This window comes from Pseudomonas sp. HPB0071, from assembly GCF_000478505.2.
Lineage (GTDB): Bacteria > Pseudomonadota > Gammaproteobacteria > Pseudomonadales > Pseudomonadaceae > Chryseomonas > Chryseomonas luteola.
Genome location: NZ_KI517367.1, coordinates 2,371,759 through 2,386,965 on the forward strand (window position 1 = coordinate 2,371,759; position 15,207 = coordinate 2,386,965).

Sequence of the window (15,207 nt, forward strand, 5' to 3'; positions counted from 1 at the left end):
ACGCATCATGCTGCAACCTAAGCGTACAAAATTCCGCAAGCAGATGACTGGTCACAACCGTGGCTTGGCTCATCGCGGTAGTAAAGTAAGCTTTGGCGAATATGCGCTGAAAGCTGTTGGCCGTGGCCGTCTTACTGCTCGCCAGATCGAAGCAGCTCGTCGTGCCTTGACTCGTCACGTTAAGCGTGGCGGTAAAATCTGGATCCGTGTGTTCCCGGACAAGCCTGTTACCAAGAAGCCCCTTGAAGTGCGTATGGGTAAAGGTAAGGGTAGTGTTGAGTACTGGGTAGCCCAGATCCAGCCGGGCAAGGTCCTCTACGAGATCGAGGGTGTTTCTGAGGTTCTGGCTCGTGAAGCTTTTGCGCTCGCGGCTGCCAAGCTTCCCGTTGAAACCTCCTTTGTTAAGCGGACGGTGATGTAATGAAAGCGCAAGAATTACGTGAGAAATCCGTCGAGGAGCTGAACGAGCAGCTCCTCAGCCTGCTGCGTGACCAGTTTAATCTGCGTATGCAGAAGGCAACTGGCCAATTGGGGCAGTCTCACATGCTCTCGCAAGTGAAGCGCGACATTGCTCGTGTCAAGACTGTGCTGAACCAGCAAGCAGGTAAGTGATCATGGCTGAAGCTGAAAAGACCGTCCGTACACTGACCGGCCGAGTGGTCAGTGATAAAATGGACAAAACCATCACTGTATTGATCGAGCGTCGCGTTAAGCACCCGATCTACGGTAAATACGTCAAGCGTTCCACTAAGCTGCACGCCCACGACGAAAACAATCAGTGCCGCGCTGGTGACCTGGTCACCATTCGTGAAACCCGCCCTCTGGCAAAGACCAAGGCGTGGACGCTGGTTGATGTCGTTGAGCGCGCCGTACAAGTGTAAGGGTGAAGAGCCATGATTCAGACTCAATCCATGCTCGATGTGGCCGATAACAGCGGCGCTCGTCGTGTTATGTGCATCAAGGTGCTGGGTGGTTCGCATCGCCGCTACGCAGGTATTGGCGACATCATCAAGGTCACCGTAAAAGAAGCCATTCCTCGTGGAAAGGTGAAGAAGGGCCAGGTGATGACGGCTGTTGTGGTACGTACTAAGCACGGTGTGCGCCGTACTGACGGCTCCATCATCCGCTTCGACGGTAACGCGGCTGTTCTGTTGAACAACAAGCAGGAGCCTATCGGTACCCGTATCTTTGGGCCGGTGACGCGTGAACTTCGCTCTGAGAAGTTCATGAAGATCGTCTCCCTTGCCCCCGAAGTGCTGTAAGGAGTAGCCGTCATGCAAAAGATTCGTCGTGACGATGAAGTAATCGTCATCGCAGGCAAGGACAAGGGCAAGCGCGGTAAGGTGCTCAAGGTTCTGGCTGATGACCGTTTGGTTGTTGGTGGTGTTAACCTTGTCAAGCGTCACACCAAGCCTAACCCCATGCTGGGCGCGCAAGGTGGCATTGTTGAGAAGGAAGCTCCTCTGCATGTCTCCAACGTTGCTATCTTCAACCCTGAAACTAACAAGGCTGACCGCGTAGGTTTCAAGGTAGAGGACGGTAAAAAAATTCGTATCTTTAAGTCGAACCAGAAAGCGGTTCAGGCTTAAGGTTGCTAGGTAGATCACCATGGCACGATTGAAAGAAGTTTATCGGAAGGACATCGCGCCCAAGCTGAAAGAACAGCTTCAGCTGGCTAACGTGATGGAAGTTCCGCGTATCACTAAAATCACTCTGAATATGGGTGTTGGTGAGGCGGTAGGCGATAAGAAGATTATCGACAATGCGCTGGCTGACCTTGAGAAAATTGCTGGTCAGAAGCCGGTTGTAACTTATGCGCGTAAGTCGATCGCTGGTTTTAAGATCCGTGATGGTTGGCCGATTGGCGTCAAGGTAACTCTGCGTAGCGATCGCATGTACGAGTTCCTGGATCGTCTGCTGGCTATCTCTTTGCCGCGCGTTCGTGACTTCCGTGGTCTGAATGCCAAGTCCTTTGATGGTCGCGGTAACTACAGCATGGGTGTTAAAGAGCAAATCATCTTCCCGGAAATCGATTACGATAAAATCGATGCGCTCCGCGGTATGGATATTACTCTGACTACAACTGCTCGTACGGATGAGGAAGGTCGTGCACTGCTTCGTGCATTTAACTTCCCGTTCCGTAACTGATAGGAGCTACGTATGGCTAAGCAAAGCATGAAGAACCGTGAGCTGAAGCGTCAGCAAACGGTTGCTAAGTTTGCAGCTAAGCGCGCTGAGTTAAAGGCAGCTATTGCCAATCCCAACACTTCTCCGGAAGATCGTTGGGCTGCACAGGTTGCACTTCAAAAGCAGCCTCGCGACGCTAGCGCCAGTCGTCTGCGTAATCGCTGCCGTTTGACTGGTCGTCCGCACGGTGTATACCGTAAGTTCGGTCTGTCGCGTATTATGTTGCGCGAAGCTGCAATGCGTGGTGATGTTCCTGGTCTGGTTAAAGCCAGCTGGTAATTTCATAGCAATTTGCAGTAAGTATGCGAATCAAGCCCCTTTTGGGGCTTGATTCGTTTTTGTATGCCTACTAGAATATCCGGCTCGCCCGAGTCGGCATGTTTTCGGCTGGGCAGTTTCAGAGCTATAGGCTCATTTATGCATTTAGGAGCTACAAGCCCATGAGTATGCAGGACCCGTTAGCAGATATGCTAACTCGTATCCGTAATGCCCAGATGGCTGAAAAGTCCGTCGTAAGCATGCCTTCCTCCAAGCTGAAGGTGGCGGTAGCTAAAGTCCTTAAGGACGAAGGTTACATCGCGGGTTTTCAGGTCAGCACGGAAGTTAAGCCGCTGCTGTCCATCGAGCTGAAGTACTTCGAAGGTAAGCCTGTAATCGAAGAGCTTAAGCGTTCTAGCCGTCCTGGCCTTCGCCAGTACAAATCTGTTGACCAGTTGCCGAAAGTGCGCGGCGGTTTGGGTGTATCGATCGTGTCCACCAACAAGGGTGTGATGACTGATCGTGCAGCCCGTGCTGCTGGTGTTGGCGGCGAAGTGCTCTGCACTGTTTTCTAAGGGGAAGAAGCATGTCTCGCGTTGCTAAAAACCCCGTTAAGCTTCCTGCCGGTGTTGAAATTAACCTGGCTGGTCAACAGCTTTCTATTAAGGGTTCCAAAGGCTCTCTTGAGCTTAAGGTTCATCCTTCTGTTGAAGTCTCTCAAGAGTCCGGTGAGCTTCGTTTCGCCGCTCGTAATGGTGATCAGCAGACTCGTGCCATGGCTGGTACTACCCGTGCGCTGGTCAACAATATGGTCATTGGCGTGAGCCAAGGCTTTGAGCGCAAGCTTCAGCTGGTTGGTGTTGGTTATAAAGCTCAGGCCAAGGGCCAGGTTCTTTCGCTTTCCCTGGGTTTCTCTCATCCGGTCGACTATGAATTGCCGCAAGGCATTACTGCTGAGACCCCGAGCCAGACTGATATCCTGATTAAGGGTATTGATAAGCAGCTCGTTGGACAGGTGGCAGCAGAGATTCGTGATTTCCGTCCGCCAGAGCCCTATAAGGGCAAAGGTGTACGTTATTCCGATGAAGTCGTTCGCCGTAAAGAAGCCAAGAAAAAGTAGGGCATAGCAAATGAGCGTAAAGAAAGAAACTCGACTGCGTCGCGCTCGCAAGGCACGCCTGAGAATGCGCGAGCTGGAAACTGTACGCCTGTGCGTCTACCGTTCCTCTCAGCACATCTATGCCCAGGTCATCGCGGCCGACGGCAGCAAGGTTCTGGCCAGTGCGTCTACGCTGGACAAAGACCTGCGCGAAGGCGCAACCAGCAACATCGAAGCGGCGCAAAAGGTCGGCAAGCTGGTAGCAGAGCGTGCCAAAGCGGCTGGCGTTACTCAAGTAGCGTTTGATCGTTCTGGCTTCAAGTATCATGGTCGCGTTAAGGCGCTGGCCGATGCCGCTCGTGAAGGCGGGCTGGAGTTCTAAGTCATGGCAAACAACGATCAAAAGCGCGACGAAGGTTACATCGAGAAGCTCGTTCAAGTTAACCGTGTTGCTAAAACCGTTAAAGGTGGCCGTATCTTCGCTTTCACTGCACTAACCGTGGTGGGTGATGGTAAGGGTCGTGTTGGTTTTGGCCGTGGTAAGGCGCGCGAAGTTCCTGCAGCTATTCAAAAGGCTATGGAAGCTGCGCGCCGTAACATGATTCAGGTTGATCTGAACGGCAACACACTTCAATACCCAGTGAAGTCTGCTCATGGCGCATCCAAAGTTTTCATGCAGCCTGCTTCTGAAGGTACGGGTATCATTGCCGGCGGTGCCATGCGTGCCGTTCTAGAGGTGGCTGGCGTTCAGAACGTTCTGGCTAAGTGCTATGGCTCCACTAATCCAGTAAACGTTGTCTATGCAACGTTTGAGGGTTTGAAGCACATGCAGTCGCCTGAGTCGGTCGCGGCCAAGCGTGGCAAGAGCGTCGAGGAGATTCTCTGATCATGGCTACTTCAACTGTTAAAGTTACGCTGATCAAAAGCGTGAATGGCCGTTTGGCTAATCACAAAGCCTGCGTCAAGGGTCTCGGCCTGCGTCGCATCGGTCATACCGTTGAAGTTCTGGATACTCCAGAAAACCGCGGCATGATTAATAAGGCTTACTATTTACTGCGTGTGGAGGGTTAAGTTATGAAACTTAACGATCTACGTTCCGCTCCTGGTGCACGTCGTGAAAAGCTGCGTCCAGGTCGTGGTATCGGTAGCGGTCTTGGTAAGACTGGCGGCCGTGGCCACAAGGGTGCTACTTCCCGTTCCGGCGGTAAGGTTGCTCCTGGTTTCGAGGGTGGTCAACAGCCCCTTCACCGTCGTCTGCCGAAGTTTGGTTTCGTATCGCTGAAAGCCCTTGATCGCGCTGAGGTTCGTACTTCAGAGCTGGCAAAGGTAGAAGGCGGCGTGATCACTTTGCAAGCGCTGAAAGATGCCAATGTTATCAATCGTAGCGTTGTGCGCGTTAAGGTCGTTCTCTCTGGCGAAATCGGTCACGCTATTACCTTGAAGGGCATTCCTGCCACTAAGGGCGCTCGCGCGGCTATCGAAGCAGCTGGCGGTAAGATCGAGGAATAAATGGCTAAGCAAGGTTCTCTCTCTGCGCTCAACAATGGCGGTTTGTCGGAACTGTGGGCGCGCTTGCGCTTCCTGTTTCTGGCAATCATCGTTTATCGAATTGGTGCGCATATTCCAGTTCCAGGTATAAATCCTGATCAATTGGCTGCACTGTTTCGGCAGAACGAGGGGACCATTCTTAGCCTGTTCAACATGTTCTCTGGCGGTGCGCTGGAGCGGATGAGTATATTTGCACTTGGGATCATGCCGTATATCTCGGCGTCGATCATCATGCAGCTTCTCACTGCTATCAGCCCACAGCTAGAGCAGTTGAAAAAAGAAGGCGAGTCTGGTCGCCGCAAGATCAGTCAGTACACTCGTTACGGTACGCTCGTGCTTGCGCTGGTTCAGGCTACGGGTATGTCTGTAGGACTGGCGAGTCAAGGTGTAGCCTTTTCAGCAGGGTTCAGCTTCTATTTTGTTGCTGTAACCACGTTTGTTGCAGGCGCACTTTTTATGATGTGGCTGGGTGAGCAGATAACCGAGCGAGGTGTTGGTAATGGAATTTCCATGCTGATCTTCTCGGGTATCGTTGCTGGCTTACCGCGAGCGATTGGTCAATCCTTCGAGTCTGCTCGTCAAGGCGATATTAATATCTTCGCTCTGATAGCGGTGGGCCTTGTTGCTGTTGCTATCATTGCGTTCGTGGTCTTCATCGAGCGCGGCCAGCGTCGTATCGCTGTTCATTATGCTAAGCGCCAGCAAGGCCGCAAGGTGTTTGCAGCGCAAAATAGTCATTTGCCACTGAAAGTAAATATGGCGGGTGTCATACCTGCTATCTTTGCAAGTAGCATTTTGCTATTCCCGGCCTCGCTAGGCTCGTGGTTCGGTCAGTCTCAAGGGCTCGGTTGGCTTCAGGATGTGGCTCAGGCCATTGCTCCAGGACAGCCGCTTAATATCTTGCTGTTTAGTGCAGGGATCATATTCTTCTGCTTCTTCTATACAGCCTTGATGTTTAACCCCAAAGACGTTGCCGAGAACCTAAAGAAGTCTGGTGCGTTTATTCCAGGAATCCGTCCTGGTGAGCAGTCTGCACGCTATATAGATGGTGTGTTGACGCGTTTGACCATGTTCGGCGCCCTGTATATGACGGCGGTCTGCTTGTTGCCCCAGTTTCTGGTGGTTGCAGCCAACGTGCCGTTTTACCTCGGCGGGACTTCGCTGCTGATCGTAGTTGTGGTGGTCATGGACTTTATGTCCCAGGTCCAATCGCATCTTGTATCCCACCAGTATGAGTCTCTGATGAAGAAAGCCAACCTGAAGGGCTACGGCGGCGGAATGCTCCGCTGATCAGTACCCGTAAGGTTAAGGAGTTGGTGATGAAAGTTCGTGCATCGGTCAAGAAGCTGTGCCGTAACTGCAAAATCATCCGTCGCGACGGCGTCGTTCGGGTGATCTGCAGCGCGGAGCCGCGTCACAAGCAGCGCCAAGGCTGAGTGTGAATACACGCGTATAACCCGACAGCTAGTGTGCTGTCGGGTTGATCATTTTTTATTACAGCGTTAATATCTCGCGCCCTTTTCTTGGCTTCCAGGGCGTGGGTTGCTGTCACATGGAGTTTTTCTAGAATGGCCCGTATTGCAGGCGTTAACATTCCGGATAACAAGCATACTGTTATCTCGCTGACCTATATCTATGGTATTGGTCGCACTACTGCTCAGAATATCTGTGCGGCCACAGGCATCAGCCCGTCCGCCAAAATCAAGGATCTGAGCGACGAGCAGATCGATCAGCTGCGTAATGAAGTCGCTAAGCTCGTCACTGAAGGTGACCTGCGTCGCGAACTCAACATGAACATCAAGCGCTTGATGGACCTGGGTTGCTACCGTGGCCTTCGCCATCGTCGCGGTCTGCCGGTTCGTGGTCAGCGTACCAAGACCAACGCGCGTACCCGTAAGGGCCCGCGTAAGCCGATCCGCAAGTAATCGCATCCGCGAATCGACAGGAATTTAGTCATGGCAAAACCTGCTGCTCGTCCTCGTAAGAAAGTCAAAAAGACAGTGGTTGATGGCATCGCCCACATCCATGCGTCTTTCAATAACACCATCGTAACCATTACTGATCGTCAAGGTAATGCGTTGTCCTGGGCTACTTCTGGTGGTTCCGGTTTCCGTGGCTCCCGTAAGAGCACTCCGTTCGCTGCCCAGGTTGCAGCTGAGCGTGCCGGACAGGCAGCTCTTGAGTACGGTCTCAAGAACCTTGACGTAAACGTCAAAGGCCCAGGCCCGGGCCGTGAGTCTGCAGTGCGTGCATTGAACGCCTGTGGTTACAAGATCGCCAGCATTACCGACGTGACGCCCATCCCGCATAATGGATGCCGTCCGCCGAAGAAGCGTCGCGTGTAATAGGAGACAGTAAGAAATGGCTCGTTACATTGGTCCCAAGTGCAAACTGTCCCGCCGTGAAGGCACCGATCTCTTCCTGAAGAGCGGTGTGCGCGCGATTGAATCCAAGTGCAATATTGAAACTGCTCCTGGAGCTCACGGTCAGCGTCGTGGTCGTCTATCCGACTATGGTCTGCAGTTACGTGAGAAGCAAAAAGTTCGTCGTATCTACGGCGTCCTGGAGCGTCAGTTTGCTGGTTATTACAAAGAAGCTGCTCGTCGCAAAGGTGCAACAGGCGAAAACCTGCTGCAGCTGCTAGAAACTCGTTTGGATAACGTTGTTTACCGTATGGGTTTCGGTGCTACTCGTGCAGAGTCTCGCCAGCTGGTTTCTCACAAGTCCATTACTGTTAATGGCCAGACTGTAAACATCCCGTCCTACCAAGTTAAGCCTGGTGATGTGGTAGCAGTACGCGAGAAGGCAAAGAATCAACTGCGTATCGCCCAAGCTCTCGAGCTTTGCGCCCAGCGCGGTCGTGTTGAGTGGGTAGAAGTCGACTCCGAGAAGAAGTCTGGTACGTTCAAGAGCGTTCCGGCTCGTGGCGACCTTTCCGCCGACATCAACGAAAACCTGATTGTCGAGCTCTACTCCAAGTAAGGGCTAGAAAATAGGTGCATCCATGCAGAGTTCGGTAAATGAGTTCCTGACCCCCCGGCACATTGATGTGCAGGCGGTCAGTCCAACCCGCGCCAAAATCACGCTCGAGCCTCTCGAGCGCGGTTTTGGTCATACCTTGGGCAACGCGCTTCGTCGCATCTTGTTGTCCTCCATGCCTGGCTGCGCGGTGGTCGAAGCCGAAATTGATGGCGTACTACACGAGTACAGCGCAATCGAAGGCGTGCAGGAAGACGTTATTGAAATCCTGCTTAACCTTAAAGGTCTGGCTATCAAGCTTCATGGTCGTGACGAGGTGACTCTGACCCTTTCCAAGAAAGGCCAAGGTCCCGTTCTGGCTTCCGATATTCAGCTTGAGCATGACGTTGAAATCGTCAACGGCGATCATGTCATTGCTCATCTGGCTGATAACGGTTCGCTGAACATGCGGCTTAAGATTGCTCGTGGCCGTGGCTATGAGCCGGCTGATGCTCGCCAGAGTGAAGAAGACGAGACGCGTGCCATTGGTCGCCTGCAGCTCGATTCCTCTTTTAGCCCGGTTCGCCGTGTGGCCTATGTGGTCGAAAATGCTCGTGTTGAGCAGCGTACTAACCTGGATAAGCTGGTTCTTGATCTTGAGACCAATGGTACTCTAGATCCTGAGGAAGCTATCCGTCGTGCTGCAACCATCTTGCAACAGCAATTGGCTGCTTTCGTTGATCTCAAAGGTGACAGTGAGCCTGTTGTCGTTGAGCAGGAAGACGAAATTGATCCGATTCTGCTGCGTCCGGTTGATGACCTTGAACTGACCGTCCGTTCGGCTAACTGCTTGAAAGCTGAGAATATCTACTATATCGGTGATCTGATTCAGCGTACCGAAGTAGAGCTGCTCAAGACGCCTAACCTAGGTAAGAAGTCGCTTACCGAGATTAAGGATGTCCTAGCTTCACGTGGTTTGTCGCTTGGCATGCGCCTGGACAACTGGCCCCCGGCAAGTCTTAAGAAGGACGATAAGGCTACAGCCTGATCGTTATTAGTCACCGAACGTTAGTTTGGTAAGGAATTTAACCATGCGTCATCGTAAAAGTGGTCGTCACCTGAACCGCACGAGCGCACACCGCAAGGCTATGTTCCAGAACATGGCTGTGTCGCTGTTCGAGCATGAACTGATCAAAACTACTCTTCCGAAAGCCAAGGAACTGCGTCGCGTTGCCGAGCCGCTGATTACTCTGGCCAAAGAAGATAGCGTTGCCAACCGTCGTCTGGCTTTCGACCGTACTCGTTCGAAAGCTGCTGTCGGCAAGCTGTTTAACGATCTGGGCAAGCGTTATGCAAATCGTCCAGGTGGTTACCTGCGTATTCTCAAGTGCGGCTTCCGTGCTGGTGATAACGCTCCTATGGCCTATGTTGAGCTGGTTGACCGTCCTATTGGCGGCACAGTTGAGGCTGAATCTGCTGAATAAGCAGTGAGTGTTATCAAAAGCCGGGCCTAGTGTCCGGCTTTTTTATGCTTAAAGTAGTTGGGTTTTCTATCACAAGGCTAGATCTAATAAATTAGATCTACCGTCCCGCTTTTAACATACTTCTCTGCAAGACGCGCTGAAGCGCAATTCCAAGGGAGAAGTTTTTCATGAGCCAGAACAATACGCTCACTACTGCTAGCGGCATTCCAGTTGCCGACAATCAAAACTCTCGCTCTGCCGGTGAACGTGGCCCGTTGCTGTTAGATGATTTTCATCTTGTTGAAAAGCTGGCTCACTTCAACCGTGAAGTGATTCCTGAGCGTCGTGTACATGCGAAAGGTTCTGGGGCTTACGGCACTTTTACCGTTACTCAAAATATTACCCATCTATCCTCTGCTCGGCTTTTTGAAAGCGTAGGTAAGCAGACGCCGGTATTCTTGCGCTTTTCTACTGTTGGCGGTGAGCGTGGCTCGGCAGATACCGAACGTGATCCTCGTGGTTTTGCCTTGAAGTTTTATACGGAAGAGGGCAACTGGGATATTGTTGGTAACAACACGCCTGTTTTCTTCCTGCGTGATCCACTGAAGTTTCCCGATTTCATACATACGCAGAAGCGCAATCCGCAGACTAACCTAAAGAGCCCGCAAATGATGTGGGACTTCTGGTCGCATTCTCCGGAGTCACTGCACCAGGTAACCATTCTATTCTCTGATCGTGGTATTCCTGACGGCTATCGCTTCATGCATGGCTTTGGGAGCCATACGTTTAGCGTTATCAATGAAGCGGGTGAGCGGCGCTTCGTGAAGTGGCATTTTAAGAGCAAGCAGGGCATCAAGAACCTATCTCCCGCGGAAGCTACGAGGTTGGCCGGTACTGATCCAGATTATGCTCAGCGTGATCTGTTCGATGCAATCGAGCGGGGTGACTTTCCGAAATGGCGCGTTTGCATTCAGGTGATGGACGAAGCTGAAGCGTTTAGCCGCACAGAGAATCCGTTCGATGTCACCAAGGTATGGTCGCAAAAAGCGTTTCCGTTGATTGAAGTGGGTGAGCTGGTGCTTAACCGTAATCCGCTCAACTATTTTGCAGAGGTTGAACAGGCAGCTTTTGCTCCTAGCAATGTAGTGCCAGGGGTTGGTCTGTCGCCTGATCGAATGTTGCAGGGGCGCGTGTTCGCTTATGCTGATGCTCAGCGTTATCGCGTCGGAACCAACTATCAGCAGCTGCCTGTAAATGTTCCGCGTTCGCCTTACCAGAACTACCAGCGTGATGGTGCCATGCGTTTTGATGGTAATGGTGGGGCAGCACCCAACTATGAGCCAAACAGCTTTAGCAATGCACCCAAGCAGGCCCCTCAGTACCGTGAGCCTGCAATGACATTGAGTGGTGCAGCGGATCGTTATGATCATCGCCTGGACGAGGATTATTATTCTCAAGCAGGAGCGTTGTTCCGCCTGATGTCCGATGCGCAAAAGGCATTGTTGATCGATAACATCACTGGTGCTATGCGTTCTGTTACGCGTGACGTTCAATGCCGCCAGATTGCTCATTTCCTTAAGGCGGATCGCGCTTATGGTGAGGGGATCGCCAGTGGTTTGGGTGTGTCCTTAAGCGAAGTGGAATAAGTATCGTCAGTTCAGAAGGCCCCTCCTACGAGGGGCTTTTTTATTGTCTGCAAATAAATGTACAGATAGAGGAAACACCTGACGCCCGCGGTGTGTCGCAATAAAAGAACCACACTGGGATTGATCTCATGCGTATACATCATCTTAACTGCGGTTGTATGTGTCCGTGGGGCGGTGCGCTTTTTGATGGATTCAGCAAAGGCCTGACAGGACATCTTGTTTGTCATTGTCTGTTGATTGAGACAGACAACGATGGCCTTGTCTTGGTTGATACAGGGTTTGGTGCCCGTGATGTTCATGCACCGCACAAGCGTCTTAGCGGATTTTTCATTGGGTTCAACAATATCCAGTTTGAGATGCGTTATACCGCTATCGAGCAAATTCGGCAGCTTGGATTCCAGGCCAGCGATGTACGCCATATTGTGCTTACCCATCTGGACTTCGACCATGCGGGTGGTCTGGAGGATTTTCCAGACGCCACGGTTCATGTGCTAGAACGTGAGATAAGTATGGCCCGTTTGCCTCATGGCTATATAGGCAAGCGACGCTACCGTTTTCATCAATGGGACCAGGTAAGGCGCTGGGAACTATATGAGTCTCAAGGCGAGGCATGGTATGGCTTTTCTGCAGTTCGGGATTTGAAAGGTCTGCCTCCAGAAATTCTCATGATTCCATTGGCAGGCCATACTTGGGGGCATGCGGGGATTGCCATTCAGACACCGACAGGTTGGTTGCTTCACGCTGGCGATGCTTACTTTTATCGTGAAGAAGTCGGGCAGCCGAAGCGTTCCTGTACGCCAGGTTTGCGTTTTTATCAAACGATGATGGAAGTTAACCGAGAGCTACGTCTGCGTAATCAGCAGCGGCTGCGTGAGCTTTCGTTGACACATAAGAGTGAGGTGGAGCTTTTTTGTAGTCATGATGCAAAGGAGCTGGAGCGCTGCCAGCAAAGTAGACCGACAGAGCTCCAAGTTGTAGATGCAACGCCTACTAACCTATAAAGGTTAGTAGGGGGCATCACGCCCGGTCACGCTCCAGCAATGGTTGCAGAAACCGTCCGGTATGCGAGGCTGGATTCTCGGCTACGTCTTCTGGTGTACCTGTTGCGATGATCTGACCGCCCTTCGAGCCGCCTTCAGGTCCTAGGTCCACCAGCCAGTCTGCCGTCTTGATAACATCCAGGTTATGCTCGATCACTACGACGGTATTGCCGTGGTCACGTAGTCGGTGAAGTACGTCAAGCAGTTGCTGGATATCCGCAAAGTGAAGACCGGTTGTGGGTTCGTCAAGGATATAGAGTGTCTTGCCTGTATCACGCTTGGATAGCTCTCGAGCCAGTTTGACGCGCTGGGCTTCTCCACCAGAGAGCGTGGTTGCGCTTTGGCCCAGGCGGATATACGACAGGCCGACATCCATCAGGGTTTGAAGCTTACGCGCCAGGGCAGGCACTGCATCAAAGAACTCACGCGCTTCTTCGATGGTCATGTCCAACACCTCTGTGATGGTCTTACCCTTGTATTTGACCTCAAGTGTTTCACGGTTATAGCGCTTACCTTTACAGACATCGCATGACACATAAATGTCGGGCAAGAAGTGCATCTCTACCTTGATAACGCCGTCACCCTGACATACCTCACAGCGGCCACCTTTCACGTTAAAGGAGAAGCGGCCCGGCCCGTATCCTCTGGAGCGCGCCTCTGGCACACCCGCGAACAGCTCACGTATGGGTGTGAAAATGCCCGTATAAGTCGCCGGGTTTGATCGAGGGGTGCGTCCAATAGGGCTTTGGTCGATATCGACAACTTTGTCGATATGCTGCAGACCATCGAACGAATCATAGGGTGCTACTTCCAGCGTAGTGGCGCCGTTGAGTGCGGTAGCTGTAATAGGGAACAGGGTATTATTGATGAGTGTTGACTTGCCTGAGCCTGAAACACCTGTAATGCATGTGAACAAGCCTACTGGAATACGCAGCTCAACGTTCTGTAGGTTATTGCCGCGGGCACCTTTAATGACCAGTTCTTTCTTCTTGTCACGCTTGGTGCGCTCGGCAGGCACGACGATTTTCTTTCGTCCTGAAAGATACATCCCCGTTACAGACTCTGGGTGTGCCATGACTTCTGCCGGTGTACCTTGGGCAATGATCTGGCCACCGTGTACGCCTGCCCCTGGGCCAATATCTACAACATAATCGGCAAGGCGGATTGCATCCTCATCGTGTTCTACGACGATGACAGTATTGCCCAGGTTACGCAGGTGCGTAAGTGTTCCTAACAGGCGTTCGTTGTCCCGTTGATGCAGGCCAATAGAAGGCTCATCAAGAATGTACATGACCCCGACAAGGCCTGCGCCAATCTGGCTGGCGAGGCGAATACGCTGAGCCTCGCCCCCGGAAAGTGTGTCGGCGCTGCGGTCCAGGGTGAGGTAGTCCAGTCCTACATTGACCAAGAACTGCAAGCGCTCGCGGATTTCCTTGAGAATCTTGTCTGCGATCTGGCCTTTATGTCCGGCCAGGGTCAGGTCCGCAAAGTAGCTGGTTGCATCTCCTACCGGTAAGCGCGTCACGGCAGGTAGCGTTTTGTCCCCGACCCATACGTGACGTGACTCACGGCGCAGACGTGTACCATTACACTCCGAACACGGCTGTGTGCTCAGGTATTTGGCCAACTCGTCCCGTACGCTTTGTGATTCGGTTTCACGATAGCGTCGCTCCAGATTCGGCAGAATGCCTTCGAATGGGTGAGAGCGCTTGACGATGTCTCCGCGATCGTTGAGATAGCGAAACTCTACGCCCTCACGACCAGAGCCGTTGAGCACCGCTTTCTGATGGTTGGCGCTGAGGTTCTTAAAGGGTTCTTCAAGGCTGAAGCCGTAATGGGCTGCGAGTGAACCCAGCATTTGGAAGTAATAGACGTTGCGGCGATCCCACCCGCGTACGGCCCCTTCTGCCAGGGAAAGCTCGCTATTTACAACCCGGCGTGCATCGAAAAACTGCCTAACGCCTAGGCCGTCACAGGTAGGGCAGGCACCGGCCGGGTTGTTGAACGAGAATAGCTTGGGCTCAAGCTCGCCGATGGAGAATCCGCAAATCGGGCAGGAGAAGCGAGCTGAAAAGAGCACTTCTTCACCGTCCTCGCCCTCCAAGGGAGCGATTACAGCAATATCATCGGCCAGTTTAAGCGCTGTCTCAAACGATTCTGCCAAGCGCTGCTGGATGTCGCCGCGTACTTTAAAGCGATCGACCACGATTTCGATGGTGTGCTTTTTTTGCTTGTCTAGCTTGGGCAGGTCGTCTAATTCGTACAGGCGACCATCTACCCGGGCACGAACAAAGCCCTGCGCACGCATCTCTTCGAAGATAGCCTGATGCTCACCCTTGCGCTCACGGATGACAGGAGCCAGCAACATAAGGCGGCGACCTTCCGGCATGCTGACGACCTGATCGACCATCTGACTGACGGTCTGTGCTTCCAGAGGCACGTCGTGATCGGGACACCGTGGCGTGCCTACACGCGCGTAAAGCAGGCGCAGGTAATCGTAGATCTCGGTGATAGTCCCTACCGTTGAGCGAGGGTTGTGCGAGGTAGACTTCTGCTCAATGGAAATCGCAGGTGATAAGCCTTCTATGCTATCGACCTCAGGCTTTTCCATCATTGACAGGAATTGGCGAGCGTAAGCCGATAATGATTCGACGTAGCGGCGCTGCCCTTCGGCATAAAGCGTATCGAATGCCAGAGACGATTTGCCCGAGCCGGACAAGCCTGTAATGACGATGAGCTGATCGCGGGGTAGGGTAAGGTCGAAATTTTTTAGATTGTGGGTTCGCGCCCCACGGATAAGGATCTTATCCACGTATGTTATGGCCTCGCTTGGCGGGCATCTGAGAACCCGCAATTGTACGACGTCGGCCGGGTGCGCGTCGAAACGTCGCGCCTGTGCCGGACAGGTCAAGACTGGTAAAATTGTGAGTGCTCTTCAGCAGTAATTGCCGCGTTGCCAAATTGGCAACGGTACAGCCAAGGGACAGCATGTCTGGAGTATAAGTCGG

The 15,207-nt window shown here is 52.5% G+C and carries 23 protein-coding genes; 22 read left to right on the forward strand and 1 reads right to left on the reverse strand.

Going from position 1 to position 15,207, the window contains the following annotated elements; all coding sequences use genetic code 11:
• Nucleotides 1-7 precede the first annotated feature (7 nt).
• The 22 genes from rplP to HMPREF1487_RS11275 all read left to right on the forward strand — a co-directional run bounded on the left by rplP (nt 8) and on the right by HMPREF1487_RS11275 (nt 12,160).
• Nucleotides 8-421 carry a 50S ribosomal protein L16 gene (gene rplP, locus HMPREF1487_RS11170; RefSeq protein ID WP_010796756.1) on the forward strand — a complete coding sequence of 138 codons (414 nt, stop codon included), beginning with the start codon at nt 8-10 and terminating at the stop codon, nt 419-421.
• Complete coding sequence (gene rpmC, locus HMPREF1487_RS11175) at nt 421-612, forward strand: 50S ribosomal protein L29 (protein WP_010796757.1); 192 nt, start codon at nt 421-423, stop codon at nt 610-612. Before rplP ends, rpmC begins: the two co-directional genes overlap by 1 nt.
• A 2-nt stretch (nt 613-614) precedes the next feature.
• On the forward strand, nt 615-881 hold the full coding sequence (gene rpsQ, locus HMPREF1487_RS11180) for a 30S ribosomal protein S17 (protein WP_010796758.1): 267 nt from the start codon (nt 615-617) through the stop codon (nt 879-881).
• A 12-nt stretch (nt 882-893) separates the two neighbouring features.
• Nucleotides 894-1,262, forward strand: coding sequence for a 50S ribosomal protein L14 (gene rplN, locus HMPREF1487_RS11185; protein WP_007161241.1), 369 nt, complete (start codon nt 894-896; stop codon nt 1,260-1,262).
• A 12-nt stretch (nt 1,263-1,274) separates the two neighbouring features.
• On the forward strand, nt 1,275-1,589 hold the full coding sequence (gene rplX, locus HMPREF1487_RS11190; RefSeq protein WP_010796759.1) for a 50S ribosomal protein L24: 315 nt from the start codon (nt 1,275-1,277) through the stop codon (nt 1,587-1,589).
• A gap of 19 nt (nt 1,590-1,608) precedes the next feature.
• Nucleotides 1,609-2,148, forward strand: coding sequence for a 50S ribosomal protein L5 (rplE, locus tag HMPREF1487_RS11195; protein ID WP_010796760.1), 540 nt, complete (start codon nt 1,609-1,611; stop codon nt 2,146-2,148).
• A gap of 12 nt (nt 2,149-2,160) precedes the next feature.
• A complete protein-coding gene (gene rpsN, locus HMPREF1487_RS11200; RefSeq protein WP_010796761.1) occupies nt 2,161-2,466 on the forward strand; it encodes a 30S ribosomal protein S14 in 306 nt (101 codons plus the stop codon).
• Between the two features lie 161 nt (nt 2,467-2,627).
• The gene (rpsH, locus tag HMPREF1487_RS11205) at nt 2,628-3,020 is read left to right on the forward strand and encodes a 30S ribosomal protein S8 (RefSeq protein ID WP_010796762.1); all 393 of its coding nucleotides are present in this window, start codon (nt 2,628-2,630) and stop codon (nt 3,018-3,020) included.
• Between the two features lie 11 nt (nt 3,021-3,031).
• On the forward strand, nt 3,032-3,565 hold the full coding sequence (gene rplF, locus HMPREF1487_RS11210) for a 50S ribosomal protein L6 (RefSeq protein ID WP_010796763.1): 534 nt from the start codon (nt 3,032-3,034) through the stop codon (nt 3,563-3,565).
• 10 nt (nt 3,566-3,575) lie between these two features.
• Nucleotides 3,576-3,926: a 50S ribosomal protein L18 gene (gene rplR, locus HMPREF1487_RS11215; protein WP_010796764.1), complete on the forward strand. Its 351-nt coding sequence runs from the start codon at nt 3,576-3,578 to the stop codon at nt 3,924-3,926.
• A 3-nt stretch (nt 3,927-3,929) separates the two neighbouring features.
• Nucleotides 3,930-4,430 carry a 30S ribosomal protein S5 gene (gene rpsE / locus HMPREF1487_RS11220; RefSeq protein WP_010796765.1) on the forward strand — a complete coding sequence of 167 codons (501 nt, stop codon included), beginning with the start codon at nt 3,930-3,932 and terminating at the stop codon, nt 4,428-4,430.
• 2 nt (nt 4,431-4,432) lie between these two features.
• Nucleotides 4,433-4,615 (forward strand): 50S ribosomal protein L30, encoded by a 183-nt coding sequence (rpmD, locus tag HMPREF1487_RS11225; RefSeq protein ID WP_010796766.1) that lies wholly within the window; start codon nt 4,433-4,435, stop codon nt 4,613-4,615.
• A 3-nt stretch (nt 4,616-4,618) separates the two neighbouring features.
• Entirely contained in the window at nt 4,619-5,053 is a 435-nt protein-coding gene (gene rplO / locus HMPREF1487_RS11230) for a 50S ribosomal protein L15 (RefSeq protein ID WP_010796767.1), read from the forward strand.
• Complete coding sequence (gene secY, locus HMPREF1487_RS11235) at nt 5,054-6,382, forward strand: preprotein translocase subunit SecY (RefSeq protein ID WP_010796768.1); 1,329 nt, start codon at nt 5,054-5,056, stop codon at nt 6,380-6,382.
• Between the two features lie 29 nt (nt 6,383-6,411).
• Nucleotides 6,412-6,528: a 50S ribosomal protein L36 gene (gene rpmJ / locus HMPREF1487_RS11240; protein ID WP_003281814.1), complete on the forward strand. Its 117-nt coding sequence runs from the start codon at nt 6,412-6,414 to the stop codon at nt 6,526-6,528.
• A 132-nt stretch (nt 6,529-6,660) separates the two neighbouring features.
• The gene (gene rpsM / locus HMPREF1487_RS11245) at nt 6,661-7,017 is read left to right on the forward strand and encodes a 30S ribosomal protein S13 (RefSeq protein ID WP_010796769.1); all 357 of its coding nucleotides are present in this window, start codon (nt 6,661-6,663) and stop codon (nt 7,015-7,017) included.
• 30 nt (nt 7,018-7,047) lie between these two features.
• Nucleotides 7,048-7,437 (forward strand): 30S ribosomal protein S11, encoded by a 390-nt coding sequence (gene rpsK, locus HMPREF1487_RS11250; RefSeq protein ID WP_003093689.1) that lies wholly within the window; start codon nt 7,048-7,050, stop codon nt 7,435-7,437.
• A gap of 16 nt (nt 7,438-7,453) precedes the next feature.
• Complete coding sequence (rpsD, locus tag HMPREF1487_RS11255; protein ID WP_010796770.1) at nt 7,454-8,074, forward strand: 30S ribosomal protein S4; 621 nt, start codon at nt 7,454-7,456, stop codon at nt 8,072-8,074.
• Between the two features lie 22 nt (nt 8,075-8,096).
• Nucleotides 8,097-9,098 (forward strand): DNA-directed RNA polymerase subunit alpha, encoded by a 1,002-nt coding sequence (gene rpoA / locus HMPREF1487_RS11260; RefSeq protein ID WP_010796771.1) that lies wholly within the window; start codon nt 8,097-8,099, stop codon nt 9,096-9,098.
• Between the two features lie 43 nt (nt 9,099-9,141).
• Nucleotides 9,142-9,534, forward strand: a complete 393-nt coding sequence (rplQ, locus tag HMPREF1487_RS11265; protein WP_010796772.1) for a 50S ribosomal protein L17 — start codon at nt 9,142-9,144, stop codon at nt 9,532-9,534.
• Between the two features lie 167 nt (nt 9,535-9,701).
• Nucleotides 9,702-11,159, forward strand: coding sequence for a catalase (locus tag HMPREF1487_RS11270; protein ID WP_010796773.1), 1,458 nt, complete (start codon nt 9,702-9,704; stop codon nt 11,157-11,159).
• Between the two features lie 128 nt (nt 11,160-11,287).
• Nucleotides 11,288-12,160, forward strand: coding sequence for an MBL fold metallo-hydrolase (locus HMPREF1487_RS11275; RefSeq protein ID WP_010796774.1), 873 nt, complete (start codon nt 11,288-11,290; stop codon nt 12,158-12,160).
• Nucleotides 12,161-12,176: 16 nt separating this feature from the next.
• Here the strand turns inward: HMPREF1487_RS11275 and uvrA are convergent, their stop codons facing one another.
• Nucleotides 12,177-15,011 (reverse strand): excinuclease ABC subunit UvrA, encoded by a 2,835-nt coding sequence (gene uvrA / locus HMPREF1487_RS11280; protein ID WP_010796775.1) that lies wholly within the window; start codon nt 15,009-15,011, stop codon nt 12,177-12,179.
• Nucleotides 15,012-15,207: the final 196 nt, after the last annotated feature.

Excerpts from the sequence above, each read along its gene's own strand:
- rplP (WP_010796756.1), top strand. The coding sequence starts at position 8 with ATGCTGCAACCTAAGCGTACAAAATTCCGCAAGCAGATGACTGGTCAC.
- rpmC (WP_010796757.1), top strand. The coding sequence starts at position 421 with ATGAAAGCGCAAGAATTACGTGAGAAATCCGTCGAGGAGCTGAACGAG.
- rpsQ (WP_010796758.1), top strand. The coding sequence starts at position 615 with ATGGCTGAAGCTGAAAAGACCGTCCGTACACTGACCGGCCGAGTGGTC.
- rplN (WP_007161241.1), top strand. The coding sequence starts at position 894 with ATGATTCAGACTCAATCCATGCTCGATGTGGCCGATAACAGCGGCGCT.
- rplX (WP_010796759.1), top strand. The coding sequence starts at position 1,275 with ATGCAAAAGATTCGTCGTGACGATGAAGTAATCGTCATCGCAGGCAAG.
- rplE (WP_010796760.1), top strand. The coding sequence starts at position 1,609 with ATGGCACGATTGAAAGAAGTTTATCGGAAGGACATCGCGCCCAAGCTG.
- rpsN (WP_010796761.1), top strand. The coding sequence starts at position 2,161 with ATGGCTAAGCAAAGCATGAAGAACCGTGAGCTGAAGCGTCAGCAAACG.
- rpsH (WP_010796762.1), top strand. The coding sequence starts at position 2,628 with ATGAGTATGCAGGACCCGTTAGCAGATATGCTAACTCGTATCCGTAAT.
- rplF (WP_010796763.1), top strand. The coding sequence starts at position 3,032 with ATGTCTCGCGTTGCTAAAAACCCCGTTAAGCTTCCTGCCGGTGTTGAA.
- rplR (WP_010796764.1), top strand. The coding sequence starts at position 3,576 with ATGAGCGTAAAGAAAGAAACTCGACTGCGTCGCGCTCGCAAGGCACGC.
- rpsE (WP_010796765.1), top strand. The coding sequence starts at position 3,930 with ATGGCAAACAACGATCAAAAGCGCGACGAAGGTTACATCGAGAAGCTC.
- rpmD (WP_010796766.1), top strand. The coding sequence starts at position 4,433 with ATGGCTACTTCAACTGTTAAAGTTACGCTGATCAAAAGCGTGAATGGC.
- rplO (WP_010796767.1), top strand. The coding sequence starts at position 4,619 with ATGAAACTTAACGATCTACGTTCCGCTCCTGGTGCACGTCGTGAAAAG.
- secY (WP_010796768.1), top strand. The coding sequence starts at position 5,054 with ATGGCTAAGCAAGGTTCTCTCTCTGCGCTCAACAATGGCGGTTTGTCG.
- rpmJ (WP_003281814.1), top strand. The coding sequence starts at position 6,412 with ATGAAAGTTCGTGCATCGGTCAAGAAGCTGTGCCGTAACTGCAAAATC.
- rpsM (WP_010796769.1), top strand. The coding sequence starts at position 6,661 with ATGGCCCGTATTGCAGGCGTTAACATTCCGGATAACAAGCATACTGTT.
- rpsK (WP_003093689.1), top strand. The coding sequence starts at position 7,048 with ATGGCAAAACCTGCTGCTCGTCCTCGTAAGAAAGTCAAAAAGACAGTG.
- rpsD (WP_010796770.1), top strand. The coding sequence starts at position 7,454 with ATGGCTCGTTACATTGGTCCCAAGTGCAAACTGTCCCGCCGTGAAGGC.
- rpoA (WP_010796771.1), top strand. The coding sequence starts at position 8,097 with ATGCAGAGTTCGGTAAATGAGTTCCTGACCCCCCGGCACATTGATGTG.
- rplQ (WP_010796772.1), top strand. The coding sequence starts at position 9,142 with ATGCGTCATCGTAAAAGTGGTCGTCACCTGAACCGCACGAGCGCACAC.
- HMPREF1487_RS11270 (WP_010796773.1), top strand. The coding sequence starts at position 9,702 with ATGAGCCAGAACAATACGCTCACTACTGCTAGCGGCATTCCAGTTGCC.
- HMPREF1487_RS11275 (WP_010796774.1), top strand. The coding sequence starts at position 11,288 with ATGCGTATACATCATCTTAACTGCGGTTGTATGTGTCCGTGGGGCGGT.